The following is a 16485-nucleotide window of genomic DNA, read 5'->3' on the forward strand; positions in this document are numbered from 1 at the left end:
GCGTTAACGGGAACGAAGTTTCGTTAACATGTGGCAGGACCGTAGCAGACTCGGAGGCGCTAATGGAACAGCAGACCCGTTTGGGTGGGGGCGATGTGGACGGTACGCCGGGTTCCGTCCGTCCCGGCGGCCGTACGGCCAAGGTCCGCGCGGCCGTCCTGGAAGCGACCGAGGAGGCGCTGGCGAGCACCGGCTTCCACGCCCTGAACATGGACCGGATCGCCGCGAGCGCGGGCGTCGGCAAGACCACCGTCTACCGCCGCTGGGGCTCCCCGGTCGGCCTCGTCGCCGACCTCCTGCGGGACATGGCGGACCGGTCCCTGCCCGCCGCCGACACCGGCACCCTCGCCGGCGACCTGCGCGCCAACGCCGAACTCGTGCGCGAGACCCTCACCGACCCGCGGATGGGCGCCGTCTTCCGCGCGGTGATCGCCGCCGCGGCCTGCGACGAGGAGTGCGCCGCCGCCCTGAACGGCTTCTACCGCGCCCGCCTGGAGGAGTGGGCCCCGGTGGTGGACCGGGCCGCGGCGCGCGGCGAGGTCCCGGCCGGCACGGACGGCCTCGAACTGCTGCGCGCGGTCTCGGCCCCGCTCTACTACCGCTTCGTGGTCACGCGCGAGCCACTGGGCCCGCGGGACGCGGAGCGCGCGGTGGAGGCGGCCCTGACGGCCGCAGATGGCGGAGTGTTCACCCGCCGGTGAGTAGTCCGTCGGCACCGGGGCGCTTGAGTACGCGTACTCAGGCGCCCGGGCCGTCCCGCCCGCAGGATCGGAGGCATGCTCTGGTCCGACCCGAAGAACGAGCCGCCGAAGGAGATGCGCGACACGCAGGCCATGCTGCGCCGCGCGTCCATCCTGCTGGCCCTGGCGATGCTGGTGGCGATGTTCGCGGCCGGCCTGCACTGAGACGCGCCGCCCGACGGCCCGGTACTGGCTACGCTGCCCCCATGACTGCTGATCGCCGCCGTGTCGTGCTCGCCTCCGCCTCGCCCGCCCGTCTCGGACTGCTGCGCCAGGCCGGTCTCGCTCCCGAGGTCATCGTGAGCGGCGTCGACGAGGACAAGGTGCACGCCCCGACCCCCGCCGAACTCGCCCTCACCCTCGCCGAGGCGAAGGCCGCCCATGTCGCCGCCCGCCCCGAGGTGTTCGGCGCCCTGGTCATCGGCTGCGACTCGGTCCTGGAGCTCGACAAGCAGGCGCTGGGCAAGCCGGCCGACGCGGAGGAGGCCACGGCCCGCTGGAAGGCCATGCGGGGCCGGGTCGGCATCCTCCAGACGGGCCACTGCGTCTACGACACCGCCGCCAAGCGCTACGAGTCCGCGACCGCCTCCACCGTCGTCCGCTTCGGCGAGCCGACCGACGAGGAGATCGCCGCCTACGTCGCGAGCGGCGAACCCCTGCACGTGGCGGGCGCGTTCACGCTGGACGGCCGCTCGGCACCCTTCATCGACGGCATCGACGGGGACCCGGGCAACGTGATCGGCCTCTCCCTCCCGCTGCTGCGCACACTGCTCGGCAAGCTCGGGGTGTCGATCACCGACCTGTGGACCTGAGAGGGGTCAGGCGGGCGCCGGAGCCTCCTCCGCGACCGGGTCCCCGGCGCCCTTCCCGTACGCCACCAGCGTCAGCACGATCAGGCTCATCACCAGCATCATGAACGCGAAGGCGCCCCACCCGATCAGCCCGACCGTCACCGCGCCCAGCAGCCCGTGCACCACCGCGCAGCCGATGAGCAGGGCCCGGCCCGCGCGGCCGGGGCGGCGGTCGCGGATGCCGGTCAGGGCGGCCACCAGGGAGCACAGCCCCAGCAGGATGCCCGAGACGATGCCCAGGGCCCACGTGCCCGTCACCATCGCGCCCGGGTCGAGGCCGTCGAGCGACATCGACTGGATCTCCACGAACCTCGCCATCACGGCGTTGAGGGCGACGATGGCCGGCGCCTCCAGGAGGAGCACCGCCGCCGTCACGAGCGCTATCGGTCTGCGGGCCACGTGGGCCACCCCCCGGGTACGGGTTACCAGCAGTACGGACGATGGCGCGAAGGCTACTGACTGGTAAACCTCTCGACAAGGGTCCGCGCGGGCGCGGTCGACGGCAAAGAATCATTGAGCCATTCGTAGGGACTCCACAAAGAAACCCCTCCGGCGACTGGTCGCCGGAACAGAGACCTGCGCCACACCTCGGAGCTACTGTGCCGTAAAGGAACCCTGCGTACCGTGGTACGACAAGGGATTTCACGACCCCGAACGCCTCGTATCACGCTCCGTGTGGGCAAGCTCACCACTGGGGACGGGTCGAGAAGCCGTGTCGGCAGTCCCTAAACTCAGCTTGTTTCAAGGAGGGAGCCATCGTGCGCAAGGTGCTCATCGCCAACCGTGGCGAAATCGCTGTCCGCGTCGCCCGGGCGTGCCGGGACGCCGGGATCGCGAGCGTAGCCGTCTACGCCGATCCGGACCGGGACGCTCTGCATGTCCGCGCGGCCGACGAGGCGTTCGCTCTGGGCGGTGACACCCCGGCCGCCAGCTATCTGGACATGGCCAAGGTGCTGCAGGCGGCCAAGGACTCGGGGGCGGACGCCATCCACCCCGGTTACGGCTTCCTCTCCGAGAACGCGGAGTTCGCCCAGGCCGTGATCGAGGCCGGTCTGACCTGGATCGGCCCGCCGCCGCAGGCCATCCGCGACCTGGGTGACAAGGTGGCGGCCCGTCACATCGCCCAGCGCGCGGGCGCGCCGCTCGTCGCGGGCACCCCCGACCCGGTCTCGGGCGCGGACGAGGTCGTCGCCTTCGCCGAGGAGCACGGTCTGCCGATCGCGATCAAGGCCGCCTTCGGCGGTGGCGGTCGCGGTCTGAAGGTCGCCCGCACCCTCGAAGAGGTGCCGGAGCTGTACGACTCGGCCGTCCGCGAGGCGGTCGCCGCCTTCGGTCGCGGCGAGTGCTTCGTCGAGCGCTACCTCGACAAGCCGCGGCACGTCGAGACCCAGTGCCTGGCCGACACCCACGGCAACGTGGTCGTCGTCTCCACCCGTGACTGCTCCCTCCAGCGCCGCCACCAGAAGCTGGTCGAGGAAGCCCCCGCGCCGTTCCTGTCGGACGAGCAGAACGCCCAGCTGTACGCGGCGTCCAAGGCGATCCTGAAGGAGGCCGGCTACGTCGGCGCCGGCACGGTGGAGTTCCTCGTCGGCGTCGACGGCACGATCTCCTTCCTGGAGGTCAACACCCGTCTCCAGGTCGAGCACCCGGTCACCGAAGAGGTCACCGGCATCGACCTGGTCCGCGAGATGTTCCGTATCGCCGACGGCGAGGAGCTCGGCTACGGCGACCCGGCGGTGCGCGGTCACTCCTTCGAGTTCCGTATCAACGGCGAGGACCCGGGCCGCAACTTCCTGCCCGCCCCCGGCACCGTCACCACCTTCCAGGCGCCCAGCGGCCCCGGCGTCCGCCTCGACGCCGGTGTCGAGGCCGGTTCGGTCATCGGCCCCGCCTGGGACTCGCTGCTCGCCAAGCTGATCGTCACGGGCGCCACCCGCGAGCAGGCGCTCCAGCGCGCCGCCCGCGCGCTCGCGGAGTTCAAGGTGGAGGGCATGGCCACGGCCATCCCGTTCCACCAGGCCGTCGTGGTCGACCCGGCGTTCACCGCGGACCCGTTCCGAATCCACACCCGCTGGATCGAGACGGAGTTCGTCAACGAGATCAAGCCGTTCGTCCCGGCCGGTGCCGAGACCGACGAGGACGAGAGCGGTCGCGAGACGATCGTCGTCGAGGTCGGCGGCAAGCGCCTGGAGGTCTCCCTGCCGTCCTCCCTCGGCATGACCCTGGCCCGCACCGGCCTGGCCGCGGGTGCCAAGCCGAAGCGCCGGGCGGCGAAGAAGTCCGGCCCGACCGCCTCCGGTGACACCCTCGCCTCCCCGATGCAGGGCACCATCGTGAAGGTGGCCGTCGAGGAGGGCCAGGAGGTCAAGGAGGGCGATCTGATCGTCGTCCTGGAGGCCATGAAGATGGAGCAGCCCCTCAACGCGCACCGCTCCGGTACGGTCAAGGGCCTGTCCGCCGAGATCGGCGCGTCCGTCACCTCCGGCGCCCCGATCTGCGAGATCAAGGACTGATCCCCGCTCACCGGTACGGTACGAAGGGCCCGCAGGCGCACCGCCTGCGGGCCCTTCGTCGACATCGACCGCCATACACATCGAGACACGGGAACGGGAGACTGGGGCTGATGCGTGCCGACGCGCGCCGCAACCACGAACGGCTGCTCGCCGAGGCCCGTGCCGCGTTCGCGGAACACGGCACGGACGCCTCTCTGGAGGACGTCGCCCGGCGCGCGGGCGTCGGGATCGGCACCCTCTACCGGCATTTCCCGAACCGCGACGCCCTGATGAACGCGGTCTTCCAGGAGGCGCTGGCGGCACTCCTCCAGCGCTCCCGCGAGCTCGCCGGGGCCGAGGAGCCGTGCCGGGCGCTCGTGGAGTGGCTGCGCGCCCTGGTCACCCACGCGGGTGAGTACCGGGGCCTCGCGCGTGCGCTCATGTCGGCTTCGTACGACGAGACTTCGGCACTCTCGCAGTGCAGCGTCCCGCTGCGCGCCGCCGGTGAGCGCCTGCTCGACCGGGCCCGTGAGGCCGGAGCGGTCCGCGACGACGTGTCGATCGGGGATCTGATGCAGCTCACCAACGCGATCGCCCTCGCGGCCGAACAGTCCCCGGACGACGAGGGCTTGGCGGACCGGCTCCTCACGCTGACCTTGCGGGGCCTCAAGCGCTGAGGCCCCGCGAGTCAGCGCACGGCATGCCCGCCGGCCTCCAGCGCTCAGGCCTCGGAGGTCAGCGGCGGCGCATGTCCGCGACGCGCGCCGTGCGTTCCGGTGCGAGCGGCTCGGCAGCCATCGCGGCGGTGACGCCGCGGAACTGTCCGGACGGATGCCTGCCGCCGCGCTGACCGGGGAGGGGCACGTCACGGCGCGGGCGGCCGCCCGGGGGGACCGGGTCACCGCCCGTGCCCGCACCCGCGCCCGTACCGGCCACGGCGATCTGGACACCCTGGTCGGCCAGCGCCTGGAGCTCCGTCGCGGCCCGGTCGTCATGTGCCGGGGGCTCGTCGGTGACGAGCCGGGTGATCACATCCGTCGGCACCGTCTGGAACATCGTGTCGGTGCCCAGCTTGGTGTGGTCGGCGAGGACCACGACCTCCGCCGCCGCCTGCACCAGCGCCCGGTCCACGCTCGCCGAGAGCATGTTGGACGTGGACAGACCGCGCTCGGCGGTCAGTCCGCTGCCGGACAGGAAGGCGCGGGAGACCCGAAGCCCCTGGAGGGACTGCTCGGCCCCGCTGCCCACCAGCGCGTAGTTCGAGCCGCGCAGCGTGCCGCCGGTCATGACGACCTCGACCCGGTTGGCGTGGGCGAGCGCCTGGGCGACGAGCAGGGAGTTGGTGACCACGGTCAGACCGGGCACGCGGGCGAGCCGGCGGGCCAGCTCCTGCGTGGTCGTCCCGGCGCCGACGACGATGGCCTCGCCCTCCTCGACGAGGCTCGCGGCGACGTCGGCGATCGCCGTCTTCTCCGCGGTCGCGAGATGGGACTTTTGCGGGAAGCCGGACTCTCGCGTGAACCCGCCCGGCAGTACCGCACCGCCGTGCCGGCGGTCGAGGAGTCCTTCTGCCTCCAGCGCCCGCACGTCTCGCCGTACGGTCACTTCTGAGGTCTGGACGACGCGGGCGAGCTCACGGAGCGACACGGCCCCGTTGGCGCGCACCATTTCGAGGATCAACTGACGACGTTCTGCAGCGAACACGAAACTGACAGTAACCTGAGCGGCAGATACTTTTCAGCACTATGCGGTGAATTGCAGAAGTTGCACACAGACGGGGCCTCCAAGTGATAAGGGAGGCCCCGTCGTTGTCTGCTCCATGCCCCTGCTTGCCGGGGGTTGTCCGGATCTCCCCGGGCGCGAGGGCGTCCCGGGCGGGCGCTAGCTCTCGCCGCCGGTCTTTCGGGTGTGCAACTGCCGTGCCACTTCCGCGATCGAGCCCGACAGGGAGGGGTACACGGTGAACGCGTTCGCGATCTGTTCGACCGTCAGATTGTTGTCGACCGCGATCGAGATGGGATGGATCAGCTCGCTCGCCTTCGGGGCGACGACACAGCCGCCGACCACGATCCCCGTGCCCGGGCGGCAGAAGATCTTGACGAAGCCGTCCCGGATGCCCTGCATCTTCGCGCGGGGGTTGCGCAGCAGCGGCAGCTTGACCACCCGGGCGTCGATCTTGCCCGCGTCCACGTCCGCCTGGGTGTAGCCGACGGTCGCGATCTCCGGGTCGGTGAAGACGTTCGAGGAGACCGTCTTCAGGTTCAGCGGGGTCACCGCGTCGCCGAGGAAGTGGTACATCGCGATCCGGCCCTGCATCGCCGCCACCGAGGCCAGCGCGAAGACACCGGTGACGTCACCGGCCGCGTAGACGCCCGGGGCGGAGGTGCGGGAGACCTTGTCGGTCCAGATGTGCCCGGAGTCCCTCAGCCGGACCCCGGCCTCCTCCAGACCCATGCCGGCCGAGTTCGGGATCGCGCCGACCGCCATCAGGCAGTGCGTGCCGGAGATGACCCGGCCGTCGGCCAGGGTGACCTCGACGCGCTCGCCCACGCGCTTGACGGACTCGGCGCGCGAGCGGGCCATGACGTTCATGCCGCGACGGCGGAAGACGTCCTCCAGGACGGCGGCGGCGTCCGGGTCCTCGCCGGGCAGCACGCGGTCGCGGGAGGAGACGAGGGTGACCCGGGAGCCGAGGGCCTGGTAGGCGCCGGCGAACTCGGCACCCGTCACACCGGAGCCGACCACGATGAGCTCCTCGGGGAGCTCCTTGAGGTCGTAGACCTGGGTCCAGTTCAGGATCCGCTCGCCGTCGGGCTGCGCGTCGGGGAGCTCGCGCGGGTGCCCGCCGGTCGCGATCAGCACGGCGTCGGCGGTCAGCGACTCCTCGGAGCCGTCGGCGGCGGTCACGATCACCTGGCGCGAGCCGTCCACGGCCTGCCGGCCCGACAGCCGGCCCCGGCCTCGCAGCACGCGGGCGCCCGCCCGGGTGACGGAGGCCGTGATGTCGTGGGACTGGGCGAGCGCGAGGCGCTTCACCCGCCGGTTCACCTTGCCGAGGTCGACGCCGACGACGCGGGCGGCCTGCTCCACGTGCGGGGTGTCGTCGGCCACGATGATGCCCAGCTCCTCGTACGAGGAGTCGAAGGTGGTCATCACCTCGGCCGTCGCGATGAGGGTCTTCGAGGGGACGCAGTCGGTCAGGACGGACGCGCCGCCGAGGCCGTCGGTGTCGACGACGGTCACCTCCGCGCCGAGTTGGGCGCCCACGAGGGCCGCCTCGTATCCGCCGGGTCCGCCGCCGATGATCACGATCCGGGTCACTGGGATCTACGCCTCGCGCTCTCGTTCTGCCGGGGGGTCCCCCGCTGGGCTGCAGTGCGTACGCCATTGTCCCGCACGCTTCAAGTGCGTACCCCATTGTCCCGTACGCCCGGGGCGGCCACTCGTCGGGGCCTCCGTACGGCCCCGCCGCGGACTTCCGCGATCACCCCTCCCCCTCCCGTACCCTCGATCCCATGTCGCTCTACGCCGCGTACGCCGGCAACCTCGACGCGCGGCTCATGACCCGCCGCGCCCCGCACTCCCCGCTGCGCGGCACCGGCTGGCTCAACGGCTGGCGGCTGACCTTCGGCGGTGAGCAGATGGGCTGGGAGGGCGCGCTGGCCACGATCGTGGAGGCACCGCGTTCCCAGGTGTTCGTGGCGCTGTACGACATCGCGCCGATGGACGAGGACTCCATGGACCGCTGGGAGGGTGTCGGCCTCGACATCTACCGCCGGATGCGGGTGCGGGTGCACACCCTGGACGGCGAGGAGCCGGCGTGGCTGTACGTCCTCAACGCGTACGAGGGCGGTCTGCCGTCCGCCCGCTACCTCGGCGAGATCGCGGACGCGGCCGAGTCGGCGGGCGCGCCGCACGACTATGTGATGGAGCTGCGCAAGCGCCCCTGCTGAGGCCCGCGCGCCGCGGGTCGCCGGGGCACGTGCCCCGAGTGGCCGGATCGGCTCGGCGGAACGTCTTGCACGCGGCCCGCCGGGCCGTTCGTCGGAAACGACAAGACAACGATCGCATGTCCGTCAGCATCGTCATCTACGCGCGTAGGGATTCTCGGGCTACGCTTCTGCGCGTATGAAATCCGTCCGGGGCCTTCCTCGGACACCCCCTCCCCGAGGCGAGAGAGTCAGTGAACGCAACTGCCACCCCGTACGAGGCCGCCGAGGCCGCTGCCGCGCGTCTTCGCGAGCTGACCGGCACCGAGAACCACGACGTCGCCCTGGTGATGGGTTCCGGCTGGGCGCCGGCCGTCGACGCGCTCGGAGCGCCGGAGGCCGAGTTCCCGGTCACCGAGCTGCCCGGCTTCCCGCCCCCGGTCGTCGAGGGCCACGGCGGCAAGGTCCGCTCGTACAAGATCGGCGAGAAGCGGGTGCTGGTCTTCCTGGGCCGCACGCACTTCTACGAGGGCCGGGGCGTCGCCTCCGTCGCCCACGGTGTGCGCACCGCCGTCGCCGCCGGCTGCAAGACGGTCGTGCTCACCAACGGCTGCGGCGGTCTGCGCGAGGGCATGCGCCCCGGCCAGCCGGTCCTGATCAGCGACCACATCAACCTGACGGCCGCCTCCCCGATCGTCGGCGCGAACTTCGTGGACCTCACCGACCTGTACTCGCCGCGGCTGCGCGCGCTGTGCCAGGAGGTCGACGAGACCCTCGAAGAGGGCGTCTACGTCCAGTTCCCCGGGCCGCACTACGAGACCCCGGCCGAGATCAACATGGTCCGCGTCCTCGGCGGCGACCTGGTCGGCATGTCCACCGTCCTGGAGGCCATCGCGGCCCGCGAGGCCGGCGCCGAGGTCCTCGGCATCTCCCTGGTGACCAACCTGGCGGCGGGCCTCTCGGGCGAGCCGCTGAACCACGAGGAGGTCCTCCAGGCGGGCCGTGACTCGGCCGCGCGCATGGGCGAGCTGCTCACCCGGGTGCTCGACCGGATCTGACGGCCGCCTTCCGGCGCCACCGGGGTACGGGTAGGAGCGAGGCGGGCCGCGGGGGCGCGCGACCGGCGACGGCCGGTCGGAGCGCCCCTCAGGCCCCTCGGCAGAGCGGGGGTACCCGTACCCCGCACGTGTAAGACAGCAGCAGAGAGGCACACACCGTGACGCAGGACCTCATCGCCCGGGCCGAGGCGTGGCTCGCCGAGGACCCCGACAGCGAGACCCGCGAGGAGCTCGCCCAGCTCATCGAGGCCGGTGAGAGCGAGGAGCTCGCCGCCCGGTTCAGCGGCACACTCCAGTTCGGTACGGCCGGGCTGCGCGGCGAGCTGGGCGCCGGGCCCATGCGGATGAACCGTTCCGTCGTCATCCGGGCCGCCGCCGGTCTCGCCGCGTACCTCAAGGCCGAGGGGCAGGCCGGCGGACTCGTCGTCATCGGCTACGACGCCCGCTACAAGTCGGCCGACTTCGCCCGGGACACCGCCGCGGTGATGACCGGCGCCGGACTGCGCGCCGCCCTGCTCCCCCGCCCGCTGCCGACGCCCGTCCTCGCCTTCGCCATAAGGCATCTGGGCGCCGTCGCGGGCGTCGAGGTGACCGCGAGCCACAACCCGCCGCGCGACAACGGCTACAAGGTCTACCTCGGTGACGGCTCGCAGATCGTGCCGCCGGCCGACGCGGAGATCGCCGCCGAGATCGACGCGGTGCGCTCGCTGCACGACGTGCCCCGCCCGTCGCAGGGCTGGGAGACCCTGGGCGACGAGGTCCTGGACGCCTATCTCGCCCGTACCGACGCCGTTCTGACCCCGGGCTCGCCCCGGACCGTGCGGACCGTCTACACCGCCATGCACGGCGTCGGCAAGGAGGTCCTGACGGCCGCCTTCGCCCGCGCCGGCTTCCCGGCGCCGGCGCTCGTCGCCGAGCAGGCCGAGCCGGACCCGGCGTTCCCGACGGTCGCGTTCCCGAACCCGGAGGAGCCGGGGGCGATGGACCTCGCCTTCGAGGCGGCCCGTGTCGTGGAGCCCGACATCGTCATCGCCAACGACCCGGACGCCGACCGCTGCGCGGTGGCGGTGCCGGACGGCACCGTCGAGGGCGGCTGGCGGATGCTGCGCGGCGACGAGGTGGGCGCGCTGCTCGCGGCGCACCTGGTCCACAAGGGGGCCCGGGGCGTCTTCGCCGAGTCGATCGTGTCGTCCTCGCTGCTCGGCCGGATCGCCGAGGCCGCCGGGGTCGGCCACGAGGAGACCCTGACCGGCTTCAAGTGGATCGCCCGCGTCGAGGGCCTGCGGTACGGCTACGAGGAGGCGCTGGGCTACTGCGTCGACCCCGAGGGCGTCCGCGACAAGGACGGCATCACGGCCGCGCTGGCCGTCGCCGAGCTGGCCTCGGAGCTGAAGGAGAAGGACCGTACGCTGACGGACCTCCTCGACGACCTGGCGGTGGCCCACGGGCTGCACGCGACCGACCAGCTGTCGGTGCGGGTGGAGGACCTGAGCGTCATCGCGAACGCGATGAGCGCGCTGCGCGAGCGGCCGCCGGTGTCGCTGGCCGGGCTGACCGTCACGGAGGCGGAGGACCTGACGAAGGGCACGGCGACGCTGCCGCCGACGGACGGTCTGCGCTACTACCTGGACGGCGCGTACAAGGCCCGGGTCATCGTCCGCCCGAGCGGCACCGAGCCGAAGCTCAAGTGCTACCTGGAGGTCGTGGTCCCCGTCGGCGGTGCGAGCGAGCTGTCGTCGGCCCGCGCGAAGGGCGCCGAGATCCTCGCGGCGATCAAGCGGGACCTGGCGGACGCCGCCGGTCTCTGAGCGCCGCCTCCACAAGTGCTTTCGGCCGAGGGGCCCCTGTCCGCAGGGGCCCCTCGGCGTGGCGGGTGTCCCGTACGAGTGAATCCGGTACGGCAACGGACCCAACGCGCGTCCCGCGCACAGCGGGTCCGGGCCAGGGTGACCCGGTGTCCCGCCACCCACCGCCTGGAGCCGCCGCAGTGCCCCCGGTCCTGACCGTACGACCGACCGTTCCCGCCTCCCGGCGACCCCCGTCCCCGCCCCGGGACGGCCTGCCGGAACGGGTGCGCGGCACCGTGCGGCACGCGGCCCCGGCGCTTCTGGGCTATCTGGCCGTACGGCTCGTGGGACTGGCCGTGCTGGCCCGCTGGACGCATCTGAAGGGCCACGGCGTCTGGCCGGAGCTGGCAGCGAGCTGGGACTCCCGCTGGTACCTCGGGATCGCGGAGCACGGGTACGGGGACAGCGCTTCCGGCGACCCGAGGAGCATGGCGTTCTTCCCGCTCTACCCGGCGCTGGTGAAGGCTCTCGCGGCCGTCACGCCCGGTTCCCGGGCCTCCGTCGGCCTGGTGCTCGCGGTGGTCTGCTCCCTGGTCGCCGCCTGGGGGATCTTCGCGGTCGGCGACCGGCTCCACGGCCGCCGGGTGGGAACGGTCCTCGCGGTGCTGTGGGGCTCGCTGCCGGTCGCCGTCGTCCAGTGGATGGGGTACACGGAGTCGCTCTTCACCGCGCTCGCCGCCTGGGGGCTGTACGCGGCGCTCGACGGCCGCTGGGCGTGGGCGGCGGGGCTCTCCGTCGCGGCGGGACTGACCCGGCCCACCGGGGTCGCGGTCGCGGCGGCGGTGGTCGCCGCCGGTCTCCTCGCGGCCCGGCGCGGCAGCCGCCCGGCGCTGGCCGCCGCGCTCGTCGCGCCGCTGGGCTGGCTGGGCTACGTCGGATGGGTGGGGTGGCGCCTCGGCCGCTGGGACGGCTACTTCGCGGTGCAGAAGCTGTGGGGCAACGAGTGGGACGGTGGCGAGGTCACCCGGCTCGCACTGCGCACGCACCTCGTCTACAACAAGGACCCGCAGTTCTTCCTGGCGGTCGTGTCGGTGGTCCTGGTGGTGTCCACGGGCCTGTACCTGCTCTGTCTCGCCGACCGTCAGCCACTGCCGCTGCTGGTCTTCGCGGGGGTGCTGCTCCTGGTGGTCCTGGGCAGCGGGGGCGTGTACTTCCCGCGCGCCCGCTTCCTGCTCCCGGGCTTCCCCCTGCTGCTCCCCCTGGCCCTCGCGATCAGCCGCGCCCGCCGCCACGTGGCCGCCATGGCGCTGACCGGCGCGGCCCTGTCCTCGGCGTGGCTGGGCGGCCACATGCTCCTGGTCTGGTACGGGCCGCCGTGAGGCCGCCGCGTCGGGGGCGGGGGCGGGCGGCCGGTGCGTGCGGCCCCCGTCTTCACGGCCCCCCCGTCCGGAGCGGTGCGGGGCCACGTCCGGGGCGGACTCAGCAGCCCCCCGGTCCGGCGCGGCGCGCTCAGCGGGTGGCGAGCAGCACCACGAGCAGGAGCAGGCCCGCCACCGCCGGCGCGATGATCTCGTACGCCCAGCGCACCTCCGGCTCGCCCTGTGCGCCGGGGCGGCCGGCGCAGCGCTCCGCGAGGTCGCGGAGGTCGGCGATCGTCTGGTCGGCCGGTGCCCGCCGGCCCGCGTCGGCCGCGCCGGCCGTGCGGCCCTGCGGGGCGCCCTGCGCGGCGTCGCGCGCCTGGCGGAGGGCCGCGCTCTTGCGCCGACGCAGGGAGACGGGGATGGACCAGAGCTGGTACTTGTCCCCCTCCTGCGTGAAGACCTCGCTGGAGTATCCGGCCCGGACGTCGGCGACGGCCGCCCACGGCAGGGTGATGTCGCGGAACGGGTTGCGGACCCGGAGCCGGTCCTCGTTGGCGAACACGGCGGGCCGGATCGTGAAGGCCGCGATGAGCGGCACCACCAGGAGCAGCGCGGCCAGCGCCAGCCACGGCGTCCGGCCCTCGCCGCGCACGATCGCGTCGCCGCAGAACCAGGCGCTGAGCCCGATCATCAGGACACCGCCCGCGATCCCGAGGGGCGAGCGGAAGACTCGGTCGGCGTAGGCGGGCTCGGCGGGCGGCTGGGGGCTCGTCATAGGGCCGATTCTGCCTCAGGGCGTCCCCGGCGGGTTCGGGCGGCTCGACGGGCCCGGTCCGGTCTGTGACAGCCGTCACGGCGACACGTCTCGACCAGGGTGTTCGTCCCGGAGACAGACCCCGGCCCTGTACAGGTCGCTACGCGCGTAGATATGCTCGACTGGTGACCATGCCCACCACTGCACCCGCAGCACCCTCCCCCGCGGCCTTCGGCGCGGGAGGTGCCCCCATTGCCGCCGACGTGACCGCGTCCGACAGTGCGCTGCGCCGCTTCCTCCACGGGCTGCCCGGCGTCGACGCCGTCGGCCTGGAGGCGCGCGCCGCGTCCCTCGGCACCCGCTCGATCAAGACCACGGCCAAGGCGTACGCCATCGACCTGGCCATCTCGATGATCGACCTGACGACGCTCGAAGGCGCGGACACCCCGGGCAAGGTCCGGGCGCTCGCCGCCAAGGCCGTCAACCCCGATCCGACCGACCGTACGACCCCGACGACCGCCGCCGTCTGCGTCTACCCCGACATGGTGGCCACCGCCAAGGCCGCCCTCGCGGGCTCCGACGTCAAGGTCGCCTCCGTCGCCACCGCCTTCCCGGCCGGGCGCGCCGCGCTCCCCGTGAAGCTCGCGGACACCGCCGACGCGATCGCCGCCGGCGCCGACGAGATCGACATGGTCATCGACCGTGGCGCCTTCCTCGCCGGCCGCTATCTGGAGGTCTTCGAGCAGATCTCCGCCGTCAAGGCCGCGTGCGGCGACAGGGCCCGCCTCAAGGTCATCTTCGAGACCGGCGAGCTGTCCACGTACGACAACATCCGCCGCGCCTCCTGGCTCGGGATGATGGCGGGCGCCGACTTCATCAAGACCTCGACGGGCAAGGTCGCGGTCAACGCCACCCCGGCCAACACGCTGCTGATGCTGGAAGCCGTGCGCGACTTCCGCGCCCAGACCGGCGTCCAGATCGGCGTGAAGCCGGCCGGCGGCATCCGCAACACCAAGGACGCCGTCAAGTTCCTGGTGCTGGTCAACGAGACCGCGGGGCCGGACTGGCTGGACAACCACTGGTTCCGCTTCGGCGCCTCCAGCCTGCTCAACGACCTGCTCATGCAGCGTCAGAAGCTGGCGACCGGCCGCTACTCCGGCCCCGACTACGTCACGGTGGACTGATCGATCATGGCATCTGTATTCGAGTACGCACCGGCGCCCGAGTCGCGCTCGGTCGTGGACATCGCCCCGTCGTACGGCCTGTTCATCGACGGCGAGTTCGTCGAGGCGGCCGACGGCAAGGTCTTCAAGACCGTCTCGCCCTCCTCCGAGGAGGTCCTCTCCGAGGTGGCCCGCGCGGGCGCCGAGGACGTCGACCGCGCGGTGAGGGCGGCCCGCGCGGCGTTCGCCAAGTGGTCGGCGCTGCCCGGCTCCGAGCGCGCCAAGTACCTCTTCCGCATCGCCCGGATCATCCAGGAGCGCAGCCGTGAGCTGGCCGTCCTGGAGACCCTGGACAACGGCAAGCCGATCAAGGAGACCCGCGACGCGGACCTCCCGCTGGTCGCCGCGCACTTCTTCTACTACGCCGGCTGGGCCGACAAGCTCGACCACGCCGGCTACGGCGCGAACCCGCGCCCGCTCGGCGTGGCCGGCCAGGTCATCCCGTGGAACTTCCCGCTGCTGATGCTGGCGTGGAAGATCGCCCCGGCGCTCGCGACGGGCAACACGGTCGTCCTGAAGCCCGCCGAGACCACCCCGCTGTCCGCCCTCTTCTTCGCGGACATCTGCCGCCAGGCCGGACTGCCCAAGGGCGTCGTCAACATCCTGCCCGGGTACGGGGACGCCGGCGCCGCGCTGGTCGAGCACCCGGACGTGAACAAGGTGGCCTTCACCGGCTCCACCGCCGTCGGCAAGTCCATCGCGCGCTCGGTCGCCGGCACGCACAAGAAGCTGACCCTGGAGCTGGGCGGCAAGGGCGCGAACATCGTCTTCGACGACGCGCCGATCGACCAGGCCGTCGAGGGCGTCGTCAACGGCATCTTCTTCAACCAGGGCCAGGTCTGCTGCGCGGGCTCGCGCCTGCTGGTCCAGGAGTCGATCCAGGACGAGCTGCTGGACAGTCTGAAGCGGCGGCTCTCGACGCTCCGCCTCGGTGACCCGCTGGACAAGAACACCGACATCGGCGCCATCAACTCGGCCGAGCAGCTGTCCCGGATCACCGCGCTGGTGGAGAAGGGCGAGGCGGAGGGCGCCGAGCGCTGGTCGCCGGCCTGCGAACTGCCCAGCTCCGGTTACTGGTTCGCCCCGACACTCTTCACGAACGTCACGCAGGCGCACACCATCGCCCGCGACGAGATCTTCGGCCCGGTCCTCTCCGTGCTGACGTTCCGTACGCCGGACGAGGCGGTCGCCAAGGCGAACAACAGCCAGTACGGCCTGTCGGCCGGCATCTGGACGGAGAAGGGCTCGCGGATCCTGGCCGTGGCCAACAAGCTCCGGGCCGGTGTCGTCTGGGCCAACACGTTCAACAAGTTCGACCCGACCTCGCCGTTCGGCGGCTACAAGGAGTCGGGCTACGGCCGCGAGGGCGGTCGCCACGGCCTGGAGGCGTACCTCGATGTCTGACCGTTTGAGCGTCCTCAAGACCTACAAGCTGTACGTCGGGGGCAAGTTCCCCCGCTCCGAAAGCGGCCGGGTGTACGAAGTGACCGACTCCAAGGGCAAGTGGCTGGCCAACGCGCCGCTCTCCTCGCGCAAGGACGCCCGTGACGCGGTCGTCGCGGCGCGCAAGGCGTTCGGCGGCTGGTCGGGGGCGACGGCGTACAACCGGGGCCAGATCCTCTACCGCGTCGCCGAGATGCTGGAGGGCCGCAAGAGCCAGTTCGTGCACGAGGTGGCGCACGCGGAGGGCCTGTCCAAGTCCAAGGCGGCGGAGGTCGTCGAGGCCGCGATCGACCGCTGGGTCTGGTACGCGGGCTGGACGGACAAGATCGGCCAGATCGCGGGCGGGGCGAACCCGGTCGCGGGCCCGTTCTTCAACCTGTCGACGCCCGAGCCGACGGGCGTGGTGGCGGTCGTCGCCCCGCAGGAGTCCTCCTTCCTCGGCCTGGTGTCGGTGATCGCGCCGGTGATCGCGACGGGCAACACGGCCGTGGTGATCGCTTCGGAGAAGTCCCCGCTGCCGGCGCTGTCCCTGGGCGAGGTGCTGGCCACCTCCGACCTGCCGGGCGGTGTGGTGAACATCCTCTCCGGCAAGGCCGCGGAGATGGGCCCGCACCTGGCGGCCCACCAGGACGTCAACGCGATCGACCTGACGGGCGCGGACGCGGAGCTCGCGCGCGACCTGGAGATCGCGGCGGCGGACAACCTCAAGCGCGTCCTGCGCCCGCGTGCGACGGAGTTCACGACGGACCCGGGCACGGACCGCCTGACGGCCTTCCTGGAGACGAAGACGGTCTGGCACCCGACGGGCAGCCTGGGAGCCTCCGGCTCCGCTTACTAGCTGTGATGG

16 protein-coding genes are annotated in these 16485 nt (G+C 72.4%); 12 read left to right on the forward strand and 4 right to left on the reverse strand.

The window, feature by feature from the left end; all coding sequences use genetic code 11:
• Nucleotides 1-62 precede the first annotated feature (62 nt).
• The 3 genes from ACWDX6_RS02670 (at nt 63) to ACWDX6_RS02680 (ending at nt 1552) form a co-directional block, all read left to right on the forward strand.
• Nucleotides 63-701, forward strand: a complete 639-nt coding sequence (locus ACWDX6_RS02670; protein ID WP_451483127.1) for a TetR/AcrR family transcriptional regulator — start codon at nt 63-65, stop codon at nt 699-701.
• Nucleotides 702-776: 75 nt separating this feature from the next.
• Nucleotides 777-905, forward strand: coding sequence for a morphogenic membrane protein MmpB (gene mmpB / locus ACWDX6_RS02675; protein ID WP_451483128.1), 129 nt, complete (start codon nt 777-779; stop codon nt 903-905).
• Between the two features lie 41 nt (nt 906-946).
• Complete coding sequence (locus ACWDX6_RS02680) at nt 947-1552, forward strand: Maf family protein (RefSeq protein WP_451483129.1); 606 nt, start codon at nt 947-949, stop codon at nt 1550-1552.
• Between the two features lie 6 nt (nt 1553-1558).
• Here ACWDX6_RS02680 and ACWDX6_RS02685 read toward each other — a convergent pair whose 3' ends face one another.
• On the reverse strand, nt 1559-1990 hold the full coding sequence (locus ACWDX6_RS02685; RefSeq protein WP_451483130.1) for a hypothetical protein: 432 nt from the start codon (nt 1988-1990) through the stop codon (nt 1559-1561).
• 359 nt (nt 1991-2349) lie between these two features.
• Here ACWDX6_RS02685 and ACWDX6_RS02690 point away from each other — a divergent pair, with 359 nt between their 5' ends.
• Both ACWDX6_RS02690 and ACWDX6_RS02695 read left to right on the forward strand, forming a co-directional pair.
• On the forward strand, nt 2350-4104 hold the full coding sequence (locus tag ACWDX6_RS02690) for an acetyl/propionyl/methylcrotonyl-CoA carboxylase subunit alpha (RefSeq protein WP_451483131.1): 1755 nt from the start codon (nt 2350-2352) through the stop codon (nt 4102-4104).
• Between the two features lie 110 nt (nt 4105-4214).
• Entirely contained in the window at nt 4215-4760 is a 546-nt protein-coding gene (locus tag ACWDX6_RS02695; protein ID WP_451483132.1) for a TetR/AcrR family transcriptional regulator, read from the forward strand.
• 58 nt (nt 4761-4818) lie between these two features.
• Here ACWDX6_RS02695 and ACWDX6_RS02700 read toward each other — a convergent pair whose 3' ends face one another.
• Together ACWDX6_RS02700 and ACWDX6_RS02705 are read right to left on the reverse strand one after the other, a co-directional pair.
• Nucleotides 4819-5751, reverse strand: coding sequence for a DeoR/GlpR family DNA-binding transcription regulator (locus ACWDX6_RS02700; protein ID WP_451483240.1), 933 nt, complete (start codon nt 5749-5751; stop codon nt 4819-4821).
• A gap of 213 nt (nt 5752-5964) precedes the next feature.
• Complete coding sequence (locus ACWDX6_RS02705) at nt 5965-7404, reverse strand: NAD(P)H-quinone dehydrogenase (protein ID WP_451483133.1); 1440 nt, start codon at nt 7402-7404, stop codon at nt 5965-5967.
• A gap of 194 nt (nt 7405-7598) precedes the next feature.
• Between ACWDX6_RS02705 and ACWDX6_RS02710 the strand changes: the two genes are divergently transcribed.
• The 4 genes from ACWDX6_RS02710 (at nt 7599) to ACWDX6_RS02725 (ending at nt 12236) form a co-directional block, all read left to right on the forward strand.
• Nucleotides 7599-8036, forward strand: a complete 438-nt coding sequence (locus ACWDX6_RS02710) for a gamma-glutamylcyclotransferase (RefSeq protein WP_385148936.1) — start codon at nt 7599-7601, stop codon at nt 8034-8036.
• A 230-nt stretch (nt 8037-8266) separates the two neighbouring features.
• The gene (locus tag ACWDX6_RS02715; protein WP_451483134.1) at nt 8267-9070 is read left to right on the forward strand and encodes a purine-nucleoside phosphorylase; all 804 of its coding nucleotides are present in this window, start codon (nt 8267-8269) and stop codon (nt 9068-9070) included.
• A gap of 158 nt (nt 9071-9228) precedes the next feature.
• Nucleotides 9229-10878, forward strand: coding sequence for a phospho-sugar mutase (locus ACWDX6_RS02720; protein ID WP_451483135.1), 1650 nt, complete (start codon nt 9229-9231; stop codon nt 10876-10878).
• Between the two features lie 179 nt (nt 10879-11057).
• Entirely contained in the window at nt 11058-12236 is a 1179-nt protein-coding gene (locus tag ACWDX6_RS02725) for a hypothetical protein (RefSeq protein ID WP_451483136.1), read from the forward strand.
• A gap of 130 nt (nt 12237-12366) precedes the next feature.
• On the opposite strand, the gene ACWDX6_RS02730 is transcribed toward ACWDX6_RS02725, so the two are convergent.
• A complete protein-coding gene (locus ACWDX6_RS02730) occupies nt 12367-12993 on the reverse strand; it encodes a PH domain-containing protein (RefSeq protein WP_451483137.1) in 627 nt (208 codons plus the stop codon).
• Nucleotides 12994-13163: 170 nt separating this feature from the next.
• Here ACWDX6_RS02730 and deoC point away from each other — a divergent pair, with 170 nt between their 5' ends.
• From deoC to ACWDX6_RS02745, 3 genes are read left to right on the forward strand one after another with little or no spacing between them, the layout of a single operon-like run.
• Nucleotides 13164-14156 (forward strand): deoxyribose-phosphate aldolase, encoded by a 993-nt coding sequence (gene deoC, locus ACWDX6_RS02735; protein ID WP_451483138.1) that lies wholly within the window; start codon nt 13164-13166, stop codon nt 14154-14156.
• A 6-nt stretch (nt 14157-14162) separates the two neighbouring features.
• Complete coding sequence (locus tag ACWDX6_RS02740) at nt 14163-15599, forward strand: aldehyde dehydrogenase family protein (RefSeq protein ID WP_451483139.1); 1437 nt, start codon at nt 14163-14165, stop codon at nt 15597-15599.
• On the forward strand, nt 15592-16476 hold the full coding sequence (locus ACWDX6_RS02745) for an aldehyde dehydrogenase family protein (RefSeq protein ID WP_451483140.1): 885 nt from the start codon (nt 15592-15594) through the stop codon (nt 16474-16476). Before ACWDX6_RS02740 ends, ACWDX6_RS02745 begins: the two co-directional genes overlap by 8 nt.
• The last annotated feature ends 9 nt before the right edge of the window (nt 16477-16485 follow it).

This window comes from Streptomyces sp. NPDC003027 (assembly GCF_053591435.1).

Coding starts and splice junctions, on each gene's coding strand:
- ACWDX6_RS02670 (WP_451483127.1), top strand. CDS start 63: ATGGAACAGCAGACCCGTTTGGGTGGGGGCGATGTGGACGGTACGCCG.
- mmpB (WP_451483128.1), top strand. CDS start 777: ATGCTCTGGTCCGACCCGAAGAACGAGCCGCCGAAGGAGATGCGCGAC.
- ACWDX6_RS02680 (WP_451483129.1), top strand. CDS start 947: ATGACTGCTGATCGCCGCCGTGTCGTGCTCGCCTCCGCCTCGCCCGCC.
- ACWDX6_RS02695 (WP_451483132.1), top strand. CDS start 4,215: ATGCGTGCCGACGCGCGCCGCAACCACGAACGGCTGCTCGCCGAGGCC.
- ACWDX6_RS02700 (WP_451483240.1), bottom strand. CDS start 5,751: ATGGTGCGCGCCAACGGGGCCGTGTCGCTCCGTGAGCTCGCCCGCGTC.
- ACWDX6_RS02710 (WP_385148936.1), top strand. CDS start 7,599: ATGTCGCTCTACGCCGCGTACGCCGGCAACCTCGACGCGCGGCTCATG.
- ACWDX6_RS02730 (WP_451483137.1), bottom strand. CDS start 12,993: ATGACGAGCCCCCAGCCGCCCGCCGAGCCCGCCTACGCCGACCGAGTC.
- deoC (WP_451483138.1), top strand. CDS start 13,164: ATGCCCACCACTGCACCCGCAGCACCCTCCCCCGCGGCCTTCGGCGCG.
- ACWDX6_RS02740 (WP_451483139.1), top strand. CDS start 14,163: ATGGCATCTGTATTCGAGTACGCACCGGCGCCCGAGTCGCGCTCGGTC.
- ACWDX6_RS02745 (WP_451483140.1), top strand. CDS start 15,592: ATGTCTGACCGTTTGAGCGTCCTCAAGACCTACAAGCTGTACGTCGGG.